Origin of the sequence: Streptomyces sp. NPDC002838, from assembly GCF_040295365.1 — a bacterium.
Lineage (GTDB): Bacteria > Actinomycetota > Actinomycetes > Streptomycetales > Streptomycetaceae > Streptomyces.
The window spans coordinates 16,250-30,359 of the sequence record NZ_JBEOVF010000086.1; the positions used below are offsets into that span (position 1 = coordinate 16,250).

14 protein-coding genes are annotated in these 14,110 nt (G+C 70.8%); 10 read left to right on the forward strand and 4 right to left on the reverse strand.

The window, feature by feature from the left end; all coding sequences use genetic code 11:
- Window positions 1–14 precede the first annotated feature (14 nt).
- Window positions 15–869: an NmrA family NAD(P)-binding protein gene (locus ABT063_RS48625; RefSeq protein ID WP_351068059.1), complete on the reverse strand. Its 855-nt coding sequence runs from the start codon at window positions 867–869 to the stop codon at window positions 15–17.
- Between the two features lie 82 nt (window positions 870–951).
- Between ABT063_RS48625 and ABT063_RS48630 the strand changes: the two genes are divergently transcribed.
- Window positions 952–1,527 (forward strand): cupin domain-containing protein, encoded by a 576-nt coding sequence (locus ABT063_RS48630; protein ID WP_351068062.1) that lies wholly within the window; start codon window positions 952–954, stop codon window positions 1,525–1,527.
- Here ABT063_RS48630 and ABT063_RS48635 read toward each other — a convergent pair.
- Window positions 1,502–2,896, reverse strand: coding sequence for a glycoside hydrolase family 43 protein (locus ABT063_RS48635; protein ID WP_351068064.1), 1,395 nt, complete (start codon window positions 2,894–2,896; stop codon window positions 1,502–1,504). The genes ABT063_RS48630 and ABT063_RS48635 overlap by 26 nt on opposite strands.
- 295 nt (window positions 2,897–3,191) lie before the next feature.
- On the opposite strand from ABT063_RS48635, the gene ABT063_RS48640 reads away from it, so the two are divergent.
- Window positions 3,192–4,616 (forward strand): amidase, encoded by a 1,425-nt coding sequence (locus ABT063_RS48640; RefSeq protein WP_351068066.1) that lies wholly within the window; start codon window positions 3,192–3,194, stop codon window positions 4,614–4,616.
- Window positions 4,617–4,717: 101 nt separating this feature from the next.
- Window positions 4,718–5,173, forward strand: coding sequence for a type II toxin-antitoxin system PemK/MazF family toxin (locus ABT063_RS48645; protein ID WP_351068067.1), 456 nt, complete (start codon window positions 4,718–4,720; stop codon window positions 5,171–5,173).
- On the opposite strand, the gene ABT063_RS48650 is transcribed toward ABT063_RS48645, so the two are convergent.
- Complete coding sequence (locus tag ABT063_RS48650; protein ID WP_351068070.1) at window positions 5,158–5,982, reverse strand: TIGR02452 family protein; 825 nt, start codon at window positions 5,980–5,982, stop codon at window positions 5,158–5,160. The genes ABT063_RS48645 and ABT063_RS48650 overlap by 16 nt on opposite strands.
- A gap of 288 nt (window positions 5,983–6,270) precedes the next feature.
- On the opposite strand from ABT063_RS48650, the gene egtA reads away from it, so the two are divergent.
- From egtA to ABT063_RS48675, 5 genes are all read left to right on the forward strand, one after another.
- Window positions 6,271–7,572 (forward strand): ergothioneine biosynthesis glutamate--cysteine ligase EgtA, encoded by a 1,302-nt coding sequence (egtA, locus tag ABT063_RS48655; RefSeq protein WP_351068072.1) that lies wholly within the window; start codon window positions 6,271–6,273, stop codon window positions 7,570–7,572.
- Complete coding sequence (gene egtB / locus ABT063_RS48660) at window positions 7,569–8,915, forward strand: ergothioneine biosynthesis protein EgtB (RefSeq protein ID WP_351068073.1); 1,347 nt, start codon at window positions 7,569–7,571, stop codon at window positions 8,913–8,915. Before egtA ends, egtB begins: the two co-directional genes overlap by 4 nt.
- The gene (gene egtC / locus ABT063_RS48665; RefSeq protein WP_351068074.1) at window positions 8,915–9,706 is read left to right on the forward strand and encodes an ergothioneine biosynthesis protein EgtC; all 792 of its coding nucleotides are present in this window, start codon (window positions 8,915–8,917) and stop codon (window positions 9,704–9,706) included. Before egtB ends, egtC begins: the two co-directional genes overlap by 1 nt.
- A complete protein-coding gene (gene egtD, locus ABT063_RS48670; protein ID WP_351068076.1) occupies window positions 9,703–10,665 on the forward strand; it encodes an L-histidine N(alpha)-methyltransferase in 963 nt (320 codons plus the stop codon). The genes egtC and egtD overlap by 4 nt, the downstream gene beginning before the upstream one ends.
- Window positions 10,666–10,768: 103 nt before the next feature.
- Entirely contained in the window at window positions 10,769–10,984 is a 216-nt protein-coding gene (locus ABT063_RS48675; protein WP_351068079.1) for a dodecin, read from the forward strand.
- 47 nt (window positions 10,985–11,031) lie between these two features.
- On the opposite strand, the gene ABT063_RS48680 is transcribed toward ABT063_RS48675, so the two are convergent.
- Window positions 11,032–11,523 carry a phosphatase domain-containing protein gene (locus tag ABT063_RS48680; protein WP_351068082.1) on the reverse strand — a complete coding sequence of 164 codons (492 nt, stop codon included), beginning with the start codon at window positions 11,521–11,523 and terminating at the stop codon, window positions 11,032–11,034.
- A 507-nt stretch (window positions 11,524–12,030) separates the two neighbouring features.
- Between ABT063_RS48680 and ABT063_RS48685 the strand changes: the two genes are divergently transcribed.
- Both ABT063_RS48685 and ABT063_RS48690 read left to right on the forward strand, forming a co-directional pair.
- A complete protein-coding gene (locus ABT063_RS48685) occupies window positions 12,031–12,396 on the forward strand; it encodes a DUF485 domain-containing protein (RefSeq protein WP_351068083.1) in 366 nt (121 codons plus the stop codon).
- 2 nt (window positions 12,397–12,398) lie between these two features.
- Entirely contained in the window at window positions 12,399–14,000 is a 1,602-nt protein-coding gene (locus tag ABT063_RS48690) for a sodium/solute symporter (RefSeq protein WP_502991036.1), read from the forward strand.
- Window positions 14,001–14,110 lie beyond the last annotated feature (110 nt).

Below are 14,110 nucleotides of genomic sequence, written 5' to 3' on the forward strand. Positions count from 1 at the left end.
ACTTCCCGAGCACCTCAGGCTCCACCAGAGGACTCGGTGTGTGCATTCCAGATTCCGGTTACAGCGGTCTTGCGGACATATTCCGTGAAGTCGCGGGGCGATCGGCCGAGAATGCGCTCGATGGTGTCGGTCATGTTGGCCCTGCGACCGTCGAAGACCTCGACCATGAGGCTGGTCAGTTGTGTCGCGTACTCGGCGGGCACGCCTCGTCGGGTCAGCGACGAGACGAACTGCTCGGGCGTGACCGGCAGATAACGAACCTCCCTGCGGGTCACCCTCGCTATCTCACCGACGGCCTCGGCGAAGGTGATCAACCGTGGTCCGGTTACTTCGTGGATCCGGCCGGCATGGCCGTTTTCGGTCAGCGCCGCGACGGCGACATCCGCGATGTCCTCTGCGTCGGTGAACGGCTCCGCGACGTCGCCAGCCGGAAGCGCGACCACACCGGCCCGGACCAGTTCGACGAGGAACGCCTCGCTGAAGTTCTGCGTGATGAACCCCGCCCGCACGATGGTCCACTCCGCACCCGAGTCCCGCACTGCCTGTTCGCACCGCCCGGCCTCGGCAGCACCACGGTCAGCAAGCAGGACGAGATGCCGAACGCCGCAGGCCACCGCGAGTTCTGCGAAGGAACCCACGGCTCTGGCCGCGCCGGGGAAGGCCGCATCAGGATAGAAGGCCACATATGCGGAGTCCATGCCCCGCAGCGCAGGTTCCCACGTGGTGTCGTCTTGCCAATCGAAAGGCGGCTCAGCACTCCGTGCACCCACCCGTACCGGCATGTCACGTGCACGGAGCCCGGACACGACCCGGCGTCCGGTCTTGCCCGTCCCCGCGAGGACCAACGTTGTCGGCGTAGTCGCTGTCATGCTCCACAGTCCACCGGAACGCCGGGGTACGGGCCATGGTCGAGGCTCGCAGGCCCATAATGGTGCGTCTTACCCTGTGCCGATGGACCCCTTCTCGATCCTGCTCGACGGAGCCAGGGCAAGGGGCACGTTCGTGCTGCGAACCATCCTGAACCCAGCATGGTCGGTGCAGGTGCGGGACAGGGTGCGCCTGGACGCAGGCGACATCGCGATGATGCGTGGCCCGGACGCGTTCACCTTCGCCGATGATCCCCGCACTCCAATCCAGGTGGTCGTTCAGCCCGGCCCCCGACGGACGACCGCAGCCGGCGCGGAACTGCCCGAGGCCGCGGACATGGGTGTGCGCACGTGGGTCAACGGGAAGCGAGCCCACGAGAACGGCGCGGACGGCGCGTCGGTGCTGCTGATCGGCAAGTACTCGGGACCGGGCGAGATCGCCACACGCCTGCTCCGTGTGCTGCCGCCGCTGCTGGTCATCCCCGCAGCCGGCCCGTTGCGCATTTATTGCACACTTGGGCCGGGAACTCCCGGGAACTCCCGGGAACCCCAGGGAACTCCCGGGAACCCCAGGGAAGTGGAGGGAATTACTCCGCAGCCGCCAGCGCAACTGCCCAGGTCAGCAAGGGTGCAGCTCAGGCCCAGGATGCCACTGGGGTGAAAGAACTGTCCTGCCGGAACAGATCCGTCCCGTTCGTCCGCTCCACACTCAGTTGGTAGTTGTAGTGGCGCAGGTAGTACCCGGGATAGTTGTACGACTCGAAGCGGAGCGAGCCGCTTGTCGTGCCCGTGCGGGCGATGAACGTCGCGTCCTTGGCGAACGTCGTCGTGCCGTCGTTCGCGTCGAACCGGGCGCGGAAGTCCCAGTGGCGCAGGTAGTTGCCGGCGGTGTCCCGGAAGGAGTAGCCGCCCGAGTCCGCGAGGCCGGCCACGACCGTGAAGGTGGAGGCCTGCTTCTCGGCAGTCGTGCTGGAGCCGCTCACCACGGGCAGGTTGAGCAGGGAGGACTGCGACTGCCAGTAGCGGGTGGAGAAGTTGGCCGACCGGAAGGAGCGGGTGACGTTCTTCGCCAGGCTCGGGCCGCCGGAGACCGTCTCCTTGATCAGCGTGAAGTGACGCGCCGTGCCGGAGACGACGGGCAGGGCGGCCGGGGCCGACCAGGTGGCGAAGGTGTCGTAGCTGTCGCTGTAGTAATAAGTGCCGTCGCCGTAGCCGTCGAAGAAGATCCGCCAGCCGCCGTTGTCGAGCTGCACCAGCGCCGGGCCCTCGCGGTAGCTGCCCCAGCCCGCCCAGTTGCCCGTCCTGCTGATGGTGTAGGGGCCGGTGAGCCTGGAGGCCGTCGCGTACTCGATGTACTTCGTGGTCTCGTTCTTCGTGAAGGCGTGGTAGGTCGAGCCGGTCTTCACGATGTACGTGTCGATGTGGTTCGCGCCGATGCCGGAGAGGGCGACCGGTGAACTCCACGCCGTGAGCGTCGAGTTGGTGGCCTTCAGCAGGTACGGCGTGAAGATCCACTCGTCGTTCGTCGTCGAGCAGGACACGAGGACGTTCACGCTGCCGTCGCTGTCGACGAACCACTCCGGCGCCCACGCCCGGGACAGGTTGCCGATCGGGACCGTGTAGTCGTACAGGAAGGTCCAGTTGACCCGGTCGGTGCTGCGGGCGAAGCCGATCGTGGTGCTCGGGTCCTGCCAGGTGTGCGTGGTGTAGGTGATGTAGTAGTAGCCGTTCGTGTGCTTGATGATGCTGGCGTCGCGGATGCGGTTGCTGGGCGGCGTGTAGGCCGACGACTTGACGAGCCGGAAGTCGGTGGCGTCGTCGGACTGGTAGACGTTCACGGTGCCGTCGTTGCTGTTGAGGAACGGCACGATGGTGTACCGGGTGGCGGAGCCGCTCGGCGGGGCGGCGGCCAGGGCCGTGCCGAGCAGGCCGGGCAGCTCGCCCAGCAGGACGGCCGAGGCCGGCAGGGCGGCCAGCCCGCGCAGCAGGGTGCGGCGAGACGGTGGCGGTGCGGGGGGTCTGGTGGTCACGGGCGGCTCTCCCTCGGACTCATGCGGTGCGATCTCATGCGGCTCGATCTCAATGCGGCGCGATCTCATGCGGTGCGATGTTCGAGATTCCGGACAAGGTTCGGAAAGTCGGTCAGAAGGTAGAGGCGGGCCATCAGTGCGTCAATGGTTTGAGCAGGACCTTGCAGGCCCTGCGGGAAGGCTGTGGCGGCCGGCCGAGTCCGCTGCCGGAGCTCCTTTCCCGCCAGGGTCGTTCCACCGGGCCCTCCCGGACGTTACCGTTCGGTAGACGACGCGCTTTCCGGAGGTGGACCGCATGACGCCAGACCGTTCCGCAGGCCTCGCGGAGTCCGCCCGTGCCCTGGCCGCCGGGGAGCTGACCTCCCAGGCGCTCGTGGAGCGGGCCCTGGCGCGGATCGAGGCCACGCAGGGCTCCCTGAACGCCTTCCGGATCGTACGGGCCGAGGCGGCGCTCGCCGAGGCGGAGGCGGCGGACAAGGAACTGGCCGCCGGGGTGCGAAAGCCGCTCCTCGGAGTGCCGGTGGCCGTCAAGGACGACATGGACGTGGGGGGCGAGCCGACCGCGTTCGGCTGCCAGGGTGAGTTCCCGCCGGTCGCCCAGGACGGCGAGGCCGTACGGCGGCTGCGCGCGGCCGGGGCTGTGATCATCGGCAAGACCAACACCTGCGAGTTCGGGCAGTGGCCCTTCACCGAGGGGCCGGCCTTCGGCGCGACCCGCAATCCGTGGAGCACCGAGCACACCCCGGGCGGCTCGTCCGGCGGTTCGGCCGCCGCGGTCGCCGCCGGTCTCGTGCCCGCCGCGCTCGGCTCGGACGGGGCCGGTTCGGTGCGGATCCCGGCTTCCTGGACCCATCTCATCGGCATCAAGCCGCAGCGCGGCCGGATCTCGACCTGGCCGCGCGGCGAGTCCTTCCAGGGCATCACGGTCAACGGCACCCTCGCCCGCACGGTCGCCGACGCGGCCCTGCTCCTGGACGCGGCGAGCGGCAACCACGACCTCGACCCGCACCGGCCGCCGGCCGTGGCCGCCTCGGAGGCGGTGGGCCGTGACCCCGGCCGACTGCGCATCGCACTCGCCCTGAAGCCGCCCTTCACCGCCGTGCCCGCCCGGCTCCAGCCGGAGGTACGAGCACAGGTCGTCCAACTCGCCGAGAAATTCAGCGACTTGGGGCACACGGTCGTCGAGGCCGATCCGCCGTACGGCCAGATCGGGCTGACCTTCGTGCCGCGCGCCACCGCCGGGATCGCCGAGCGGGTCCGCGAGATGCCCTTCCCCACGCTCCTCGACCACCGCACCCGCGAGACCGCCCGGCTGGGCGAACTGCTCGGCGGCGCCCCGCTGCGGGCGGCGCGGCGCGCCGAGGCGGTTCTGCAGCGCCGTATCGGCGCGTTCTTCGAGACGTACGACGTGATCCTGGCTCCGACGACGGCCGCTCCCCCGCCGCGCATCGGCGCGCTGCTGAACCTCAGCGGCTTCGCCACCGACCGCGCGATGATCGCCGCCTGCCCCTATGCCTGGCCGTGGAACGTGCTGGGCTGGCCGGGCGTCAACGTCCCCGCCGGATTCGTCACCGGCGGACTGCCGGTCGGCGCCCAGTTCCTCGGGCCGGCCAACAGCGAGCCACTGCTGCTCTCCCTGGCCGCCCAGTTGGAGGCGGAGCTTCGCTGGCACGAGGCATGGCCGCCGCAGCAGGTCGCCTCGGATTTCCCGGCGGCATAAGGACGTTCGGACTCGTGACTCCTCCCGTGCGGAAGGTGCTGGTGGAGAAGGACGGGGGTGAGCCGAGTGGTGGCCGCGCCGCGGGCTCTAACGTTGCGTCCGTGACTGCGTTTACCGAAGAGACCGATGAGAACGTCCCCGGCCGGTCCGGCCCCTCCGCCACCACCGAGGCCGACCCCCGTGAAGTGGGCCGGGTACGCACGGAGTACTCGCCCGCGCACGACGGTGACCCGGATCCCGGCGAGATCGTCTGGACCTGGGTCCCCTTCGAAGAGAACGACGGCCGGGGCAAGGACCGCCCCGTACTCGTCGTCGCCCGCGAGGCCGGCGGCAGTTTCCTCGCAGTGCAGCTGTCGAGCAAGCGGCACGACGGCGACCGGGAGTGGGTGCCGATCGGGAACGGGCCCTGGGACCGGTCGGGGCGGGACTCGTGGGTCGACGTGGACCGGGTACTGCGGCTGCACGAGGCCGGTATGCGCCGGGAGGCGTGCGCCCTGGACCGGATGCGGTTCAACCTGGTCCGGCACCGGCTGCGGGAGCGCTACGGCTGGAGCTGACGCTCCGGAAACGCCCGTACGAACGCTCCCCGCACCCCATGGCCCGTCGTACGGTCCAGGATCCCGAACACCACGTGCTCGAAGGCCCCGGCGAACCGGCCGCCGGGGCCGAGCAGTGCCCGGAAGGCGTCCGCCACCTGCGCCGGGTCGTTCTGGAACACCCCGCATCCCCACGCGCCCAGCACCAGCCGCCGGTAACCGTGGGCGACGGCTGTCTCCAGCACCCGCTCGGCCCGTACCGCCAAAGCCCGCGGCAGCTCGGCGGCCCGCTCCGGCGCCGTACGCCGCACCACCCCGGCGTTCGGGGCGGCCGCGGTCAGGAATCCGGCGGTGTACGGCTCGTCCAGCAGTCGGCCGCGGTCGTCGCGGAAGACGGGTACGGCCGGCGAGTGGATGACACGGTCCGTGTAGAACGGGTCGCGGTGGGCGCGGTGGTGGTCGTAGAACTCCCGGACCCCGCTCAGGCACGCGTACAGCGCGGAGGCCCGGCACAGGGCCTCCTCCTGGGCCTGGGCGCCGTTGAGGTACCCGCCGCCCGGGTTGCGCGCCGAGGCGAAGTTCAGGACGGCCACCGGTCCGGCGATCCGACGGGCGGCTTCCAGGCTGCTCTCGCCCGTGACCTCGACCGACGTGTCCACGGGAGCGAACGGCGGGACCTCCACCGGCTCCGGCCCGTGCATCCGCGTGCCGTCCCGGGCCGCCTCGACCGCCGCGGCCACGGACACCTCGCGGCCGTCCGGCGCGCGGTAGGAGCCCGCCGCCACGATCTGCTCCGTCCGCTGTGCGATGCCACGCAGGCGCGCGCTCATGGCGCCACCCCCGTGGGCGCCACGATCGCGCGGCGCGCGGCCTCCCCCGTCGTGCTCATGAACGCATAGTGAGCGATTCTGGTCATGCGACGCAACAGAGTTTCCCGGCCCCGGGACGCCCGGAAAACACCTCGAGAACACCCTGGAAACGGAGATCACCGGCCCCGATCACGACGATGTGCCCCCTTGTGCGGATGAGCAGAAGGGGTTTGGGTGGGACGAGTTGTGCCGGTCCGGCCCACCGGATCCCGGATCGGCGGCATGGTGGAATCTCAGGAGGATCCCTACATGTCCGAATCGGTAAGTGGCTGTACGGCGCCCCGTACCGCCATCAGTGAAGCCGAGGTGGAGGCCCTGGTACGGGGCATCTGCTTCAAGACCGGCCCACCCCGCAAGCTCGGGGTCGAGGTGGAATGGCTCGTCCACGAGCTGCGCACGTCGCAGCTCCCCGTGACACCCGAACGACTCGAAGCGGCCTACGCCGCACTGCGGACCGTGCCCCTGAGGTCGGCGCTCACCGTCGAACCCGGCGGCCAGCTGGAGCTCAGCTCGCCACCCGCCGCCTCCCTGATGGAGTGCATCGGTACCGTCTCCGCCGATCTGGACGCCGTCCGTATGGCTCTGGCCAAGGACGATCTCGGTCTCGTCGGCATCGGCCACGAACCCTGGCACCCGCCCCGCCGGTTCCTGCGCGAACCGCGCTACGACGCCATGGAGACCTGTCTCGACCGCACCGGCCCGGCCGGCCGCGCCATGATGTGCGCCTCGGCCTCGGTGCAGGTGTGTCTGGACGCCGGCCATGAAGAGCCGGGCCCGCTCGGGCTCGGACGGCGCTGGCGGCTGGCGCACCAGCTGGGCGCGGTCCTGGTGGCCGCGTTCGCCAACTCTCCCCTGGCCGGATCCGAGCCCACCGGCTGGCTCTCCACCCGCCAGCTGCTGTGGATGCAGATCGGCGCCGGCCGCGCGGGCGCTCCGCCACCGGACACGGACCCGCGCGAGGCCTGGGCCCGGCACGTCCTGGACGCCCCGGTGATGTGCGTACGGCGGGACGGCGGCCCGTGGGACGTGCCCGAGGGCCTGACGTTCCGGGAGTGGACCAGGTCGCGCGTCCCCAGGCCTCCTACCAGGGAGGATCTCGACTACCACGTCACGACACTCTTCCCGCCGGTGAGACCGCGCGGCCATCTCGAACTGCGCATGATCGACGCCCAGCCCGGCGAGGACGGGTGGATCGTGCCGCTCGCGGTCACGACGGCGCTCTTCGACGACCCCGAGGCGGCCGAGACCGCCTACCGGGTCGTGAAGCCCCTCGCCGAGCGGGCCCTGCCGCTGCCCGCCCCGCACAACCCCCTGTGGCTCGACGCGGCCCGCAACGGCCTGGGCGACCCCGAGCTGCACGAGGTGGCCGTCGCCTGTTTCGCGGCGGCCCTGGAGGCCCTGCCCCGGCTCGGTGCCACCACCGAGGTCACGGACGCCGTCAGGGCGTACCGCGACCGCTACGTCATCCCGGGCCGATGCCCCGCCGACGACCTGCTCGACCGCCTGCGCGGCACCGACCGTCGCACGCACGGGAAGGACATCCGTACATGACCGACCCCGCCCTCGACACCGATCCCTCCGTCGAGACCACCGTCGATGTCGAAGCGTTCCGCGACCGGGCGCTGACCACCCTGACCACCGCACGGGAGCGCACCACACTGCTGACAAGCTGCGTGGAGGAGCCCGACCTGACCGCCCAGCACTCCCCGCTGATGTCGCCGCTGGTGTGGGACCTCGCGCACATCGGCAACCAGGAGGAGCAGTGGCTGCTGCGGGCCGTCGCCGGCCAGGAGGCGATACGGCCCGAGATCGACAGCCTGTACGACGCCTTCGAGCACCCCCGCTCCGAGCGCCCCACCCTGCCCCTGCTGCCGCCCGCGGAGGCCCGCCTGTACGCGGCGGACGTGCGCGGCCGGGTGATGGACGTGCTGGAACGCACCGCGTTCCACGGGACGCGGCTCACGGAGGCCGGGTTCGCCTTCGGGATGATCGCGCAGCACGAACAGCAACACGACGAGACGATGCTGATCACGCATCAGCTGCGCAAGGGCCCGCAGGCCCTGACCGCTCCGGACCCGGAACCGGCGCCACTGTTCACCGGCCCGGCGGAAGTCCTGGTCCCCGGCGGCCCGTTCACGATGGGCACCTCGACCGAGCCGTGGGCGCTGGACAACGAACGCCCGGCGCACCGGCGCGAGGTGCCGCCGTTCTACATCGACACGACGCCGGTGACGAACGGCGCCTACCAGGCGTTCATCGAGGACGGCGGCTACGACGACGAGCGCTGGTGGACGCCGGCCGGCTGGGCCCACATCCGCGGGCACTCCATTCACGCGCCGCTGTACTGGCGCCGCGACGGCAAGCAGTGGCTGCGGCGCCGCTTCGGCGTCACCGAGGTCGTACCACCGGACGAGCCGGTGCTGCACGTGTGCTGGTACGAGGCCGACGCCTACGCCCGCTGGGCCGGACGCCGGCTGCCCACGGAGGCCGAGTGGGAGAAGGCCGCACGGCACGACCCGGCCGGCGACCGCTCGACGCGCTACCCGTGGGGCGACGCCGACCCGACGCCCGAGCATGCCAACCTCGGTCAGCGCCACCTGCGTCCGGCACCCGCGGGCAGTTATCCGGAGGGCGAATCGCCGCTCGGCGTACGGCAGTTGATCGGCGACGTGTGGGAGTGGACGGCGAGCGACTTCCTGCCGTACCCGGGGTTCCAGGCGTTCCCGTACAAGGAGTACTCGGAGGTGTTCTTCGGCCCCGAGCACAAGGTGCTGCGCGGCGGTTCGTTCGCCGTGGACGCGGTGGCCTGCCGGGGCACGTTCCGCAACTGGGACTATCCGATCCGGCGGCAGATCTTCTCCGGGTTCCGCACGGCCCGCTCGGGAGCCGTCTGATGTGCCGGCACCTGGCCTGTCTGGGCCCGGCGGAGGCGCTCGGCCAGATCCTGATCGAGCCGCCGCACAGTCTGTACCGCCAGTCGTGGGCGCCCCGGCGGCAGCGGTACGGGACGGTCAACGCCGATGGTTTCGGCGTGGGTTGGTATGCGGACGGGGATCCGGTTCCGGCGCGGTACCGCCGGGCCGGGCCCATCTGGGCGGACCAGTCGCTCGCCGATCTGGCCCGGGTCGTCCGCTCCAGGGCCGTGCTGGCCGCCGTACGGGACGCGACCCTGGCGGGCGCCGACGCGGAGGCCGCGGCGGCGCCGTACGCCGCGGGCACCTGGCTGTTCAGCCACAACGGCGCGGTCGCGGGGTGGCCGGACTCCCTCGCGCCCCTCACCCGGACGCTGCCCGCCGCCGACCTGCTGTCGCTGGAGGCACGCAACGACTCGGCGCTCGTATGGGCCCTGGTGCTCGCCCGGCTGCGCGGCGGGGACGAGGAGGGGCAGGCGCTGGCCGATTCGGTCCTGGAGGTCGCCGCGGCGGCCCCGGGTTCCCGGCTGAACCTGCTGCTGACCAACGGCGAGACGATCACCGCGACCGCCTGGGGCGACACCCTCTGGTACCTCTCTGAGCCCGGCCGCCGCACGGTCGTGGCCTCCGAGCCCTACGACGACGACCCGCACTGGCAGGAAGTCCCCGACCGCACGCTGCTCGCGGCGAGCCGTACGGACGTGCTGCTCACCCCGCTCAAGGAACCGAGCACCGCCTCGGACACCGCACCACCGAAGGAGCCTTCCACGTGAGCCCGTTCCTTCTCACCCGCACCCTGCCCGAGGACGCCACGGAGGCCGCCCTGCGCGCCGACGTCCTCCAGGGTCTGACCCACAACCCCAAGACGCTGCCGCCGAAGTGGTTCTACGACGCCCACGGCAGCGAGCTGTTCGAGCAGATCACCGAGCTGCCCGAGTACTACCCGACCCGCGCCGAACGGGAGATCCTCGTCGCCCGCAACGACGAGATCGCCGCGGCGACCGGTGCCCGCACGCTCGTCGAGCTGGGATCGGGTTCCTCGGAGAAGACGCGCCACCTCATCGACGCCCTCGCCGACCTGCACACCTACGTCCCGGTCGACGTCAGCGAGAGCGCGCTCACCCAGGCCGGGCAGGCGCTGGTCGCGGAGCGACCGGGGCTCGAGGTGCACGCCCTCATCGCCGACTTCACCGCGCGGCTCACGCTGCCGGACACGCCCGGGCCCCGGCTGCTGGCGTTCCTCGGCGGCACGATCGGCAACCTGCTGCCCGTCGAACGCGCCGCGTTCCTGGCCTCCCTGCGCGCCCTGCTCTCCCCCGGCGACGCCCTGCTGCTCGGGACGGATCTGGTCAAGGACGAGAACGTGCTGGTCAGGGCGTATGACGACGCGGCCGGGGTGACGGCCGCGTTCAACAAGAACGTCCTGTCGGTCGTCAACCGCGAGCTGGGCTCCGACTTCGACCTCGGTGGCTTCGACCACGTGGCCCTCTGGGACGCGGAGCACGAGTGGATCGAGATGCGGCTGCGCTCCCGTACCGCGCAGACCGTGAAGATTCCCGCGCTCGACCTGGCGGTCGACTTCGCGGCGGGCGAGGAGATGCGCACCGAGGTGTCGGCGAAGTTCCGGAAGGAGGGTGTGCGCGCCGAACTCTTTGCGGCGGGTCTCGAGCTGGCCCGCTGGTGGACGGACGGCGAGGGCCGTTTCGCGCTGTCGCTGAGCGTGGCGCGGTGACGGCCGGCGGCGGTCCGTCTCGCGCGCGGCCGCGGCTTGGGGCACGGTGGAGTGACGCGCCCGACACAGGCGACGCCGCCGTCACCGCGGAGAGGAGCCCCGCATGTCGAACCACACCTACCGGGTCACGGAGATCGTCGGCACCTCGCCCGAGGGCGTCGACCAGGCCGTCCGCAACGGCATCAGCCGCGCCTCGCAGACCCTGCGGAACCTGGACTGGTTCGAGGTGACCCAGGTGCGGGGCCAGATCGAGAACGGCGAGATCGCGCACTGGCAGGTCGGCCTGAAGGTCGGCTTCCGCCTGGAGGAGACGGAGTGACGCCCCCGTCCTCAGGCCCCGGCACCCCGCCGGGGCCTTGAGGGGCCTCAGGTCCGCCCCTCGCGCTCCTGTGCCACCTTCAGCGCGGCGGACTGGGCCGTCCAGCGCGCCCGTACGACGGTGAATCCCGCCCGTTCGGCGTCCTCGCACACCAGCTCGTCGTCGTCCACCAGGACGCGGATCTCGCGGGTGCGGGCGAGCCGGTGGAGGATCTCCAGCTTGGTGCGCCGGGCGGGCCTGCGGTCGTTGTCGCGCCGCATGTACACGCGCCCCTCGGGCAGGCCCTGCGCGGAGAGCCAGTCGAGCGTGTCGCGGCGGCAGCGCTCGGGCCGCCCGGTGAGGTAGACGACCTCGCACTCCTCAGCGATCCGGCGCGCCAGCGCGATGCCCTCGGCGATCGGCGGATCCTGCGGCGCGGCGGCGAAGAAGGCGTCCCAGTCACGCGGCTTGCGCTCCAGGAACCGCTGCCGGTGGGCCGTCTCGGCCAGGGTGTTGTCCAGGTCGAACACGGCGAGCGGTCGCTTGCTGCTGTCGGTCACACCGCCACCCTAGGACGTCATCGGACGACCGGGCCGTTCCGGACCCGGCGGGAATGAGACAGCCGGGCCCGAGGCATGGCCTGCGCTCTTCCTCCCTCGACCCCCCTTCCGCAGGCTGCGCGGTGCCGCGAGTGCATCGAGGGGGCGCGAATGCGCCATGGGCACACCCCATTTCGCCTTCGCTGTTGATAGCTCAAGCATCCCGCTGACATACTCCGCTTCCGGCCTCGCCATCACCATTGACGAGGTTTCAGGGGATCACCACACGGAGCCCCGCAGAGATCAAGGCGAATCCGAAAAGCAGGGATTTCGGATTCACGAACCCCCCACACTATCCACACCCCACCGCCCCGTCCGGCGCGCCTTCACCACCCCCAGGAGCTGGACGACCGACGGCCAGCAGCGGTCGAGTGGGGGACATGCAACAGAAATGAAGGTGCATCTGTGCCCGAATACTCGCCGTGGCCCGACAACTCATTCACATATCAGACCCCGCGCGCCGAACCTGTGAATTCCCCACACATATCGGACGATCCCGAATTCCACTCGCTTCGCCGCGCACACCGTCGGTTCGGGACCCGGGCCACGGCCCTGTCCGTTGGCGGATTCCTGCTGTACGTGCTGCTGTCGAGTTTCGCGCCCGGAGTGATGAACCAGCCCCTGCTCGGCCACCTCACGCTCGGGCTCGCCCTCGGCCTCGGCCAGTTCGCCGTGATGGGCGTGACCGCGTGGTGCTACGTCCGGCACATGCGCACCAAGGTCGACCCGGTCGCCCACCGCCTGCGGGCTCAGCGGCACCGCAACGAGACCCCCCGTCCCGACACGGCCGCGCAGTCCCCCTACAACAGCGCGAGGGGGTTCCGCACGTGGTGACCATGTCCGCCGCCATCGACGACCGCAGTCTGCAGCTGACGTTCGTGCTGTTCCTGTCCGTGGTCGTGATCACTCTGTTCACGGCACTGCTGACAGCTCCTCAGCGCGACGAGATCAGCGAGTTCTACCTCGGCAACCGCACCATGTCGCCGTTGCGCAACGGCCTCGCCATGTGCGGCGACTACCTCTCCGCCGCCACCCTGCTGGGCAGTACGGGACTGGTGGCCCTGACCGGGTACGACGGGCTGATGTACCTCGGCGGCACCACTGTCGCCTGGATGATGGTGATGCTGCTGATCGCCGAACCCCTCCACCGCACGGGGAAGTTCACGCTGGGCGACACGGTGGCCCTGCGCATGCCCCGGCAGCAGCGTCCGGTACGGGTCGCGCTGGCCGTGTGCATCCTGACCATCGCGACGCTCTACCTGGTGGCCCAACTCATCGGTGGCATCGCCCTGTTGACGCAGTTCACCGGCGTACCGAGCAGCACCACACGCACGTTGTGCGTGGTCGTGATCGGCACCTTCGTCATCCTGTACGCCTCCCTCGGCGGCATGCCCGGCGCCACGGTCATCCAGATCATCAAGGCCGTGATGCTGATAGCGGGGGTCCTGTTCACCGCGGGCTGGGTGCTCCACCACTACGACTGGAACCCCAACGCCCTGCTCAACGCCGCCGCCGCACGCAGCGGATCCGGCCTGCAGTTCCTCGAACCCGGGCTGCGCTACGGCGGCAGCGCCACGAACAAGCTGGACTTCTTCAGCCTGCAGCTGGCCATCGTCCTCGGCCTCGCCGCGCTCCCCCACGTGCTGATGCGGCTGCTCGCCCCGCGCGAGGGCAGTGTGCTGCGCTCCTCCGTCCTGTGGGCCGTGGGCCTGGTCGGCGCGGTCTGCTTGGCGGCCGGCATCGTGGGCCTCGGCGCGACCGCCATCGTCGGCCGGGACACCATCGAGAGCACGGACCGCACCGGCAACGCCGCCGTCCTGCTCCTCGCCCACGAGCTGGGCGGCAGTGTCCTCACCGCGCTGCTGACCTGCCTGGCGTACGTGACCCTGCTCGCCGTGGCGGTCGGCCTCACCCTGGCCGCGGCCTCCTCCCTCGCCCACGACCTGTACGCCGAGGTGATCCGCAAGGGACGGGCGAGCCAGACGGAGGAGCTGACCGTCGCCCGGCTGTCCGGGGCGGTCATCGGCGTCCTGGGCATGCTGCTCGCCCTCGTCGCCTGGGGAGCCAACACGGCCACGCTGGCCTTCCTCGCGTTCGCCATCGCGGCGTCCGCGATCCTGCCGACGATCGTGTACACCCTGTTCTGGCGACGCTTCACGGCCCAGGGGGCGCTGCTCAGCCTCTACGGCGGGCTGATCTGCTCCGTCCTCCTCGTCGTGTTCTCCCCCGTCGTCTCCTCCGCCCCGGCCTCGATCTACCCGGACTTGGACTTCGCCTGGTTCCCCCTGCAGAACCCCGGGATCGTCTCCATCCCGGCCGGCTTCCTCCTCGGCTGGCTCGGCACCGTACTGAGCTCCCGCCCGGAGAACGCTCCGCAGGAGAACGCCTCCTACGCGGAGTTCGAGGAACGGATGCTCGTGGGAGCCGCGGAGGAGTGAGGCGGCCTCGGGGGGTGGGGGGGGGGGCGGGGGGTGCGGGGGGGGGTGTTCTCAGTATTGGATATTTTTTACAAAATAAAGTAGAAAAACGAGGGAGCGGGCACCCAGCA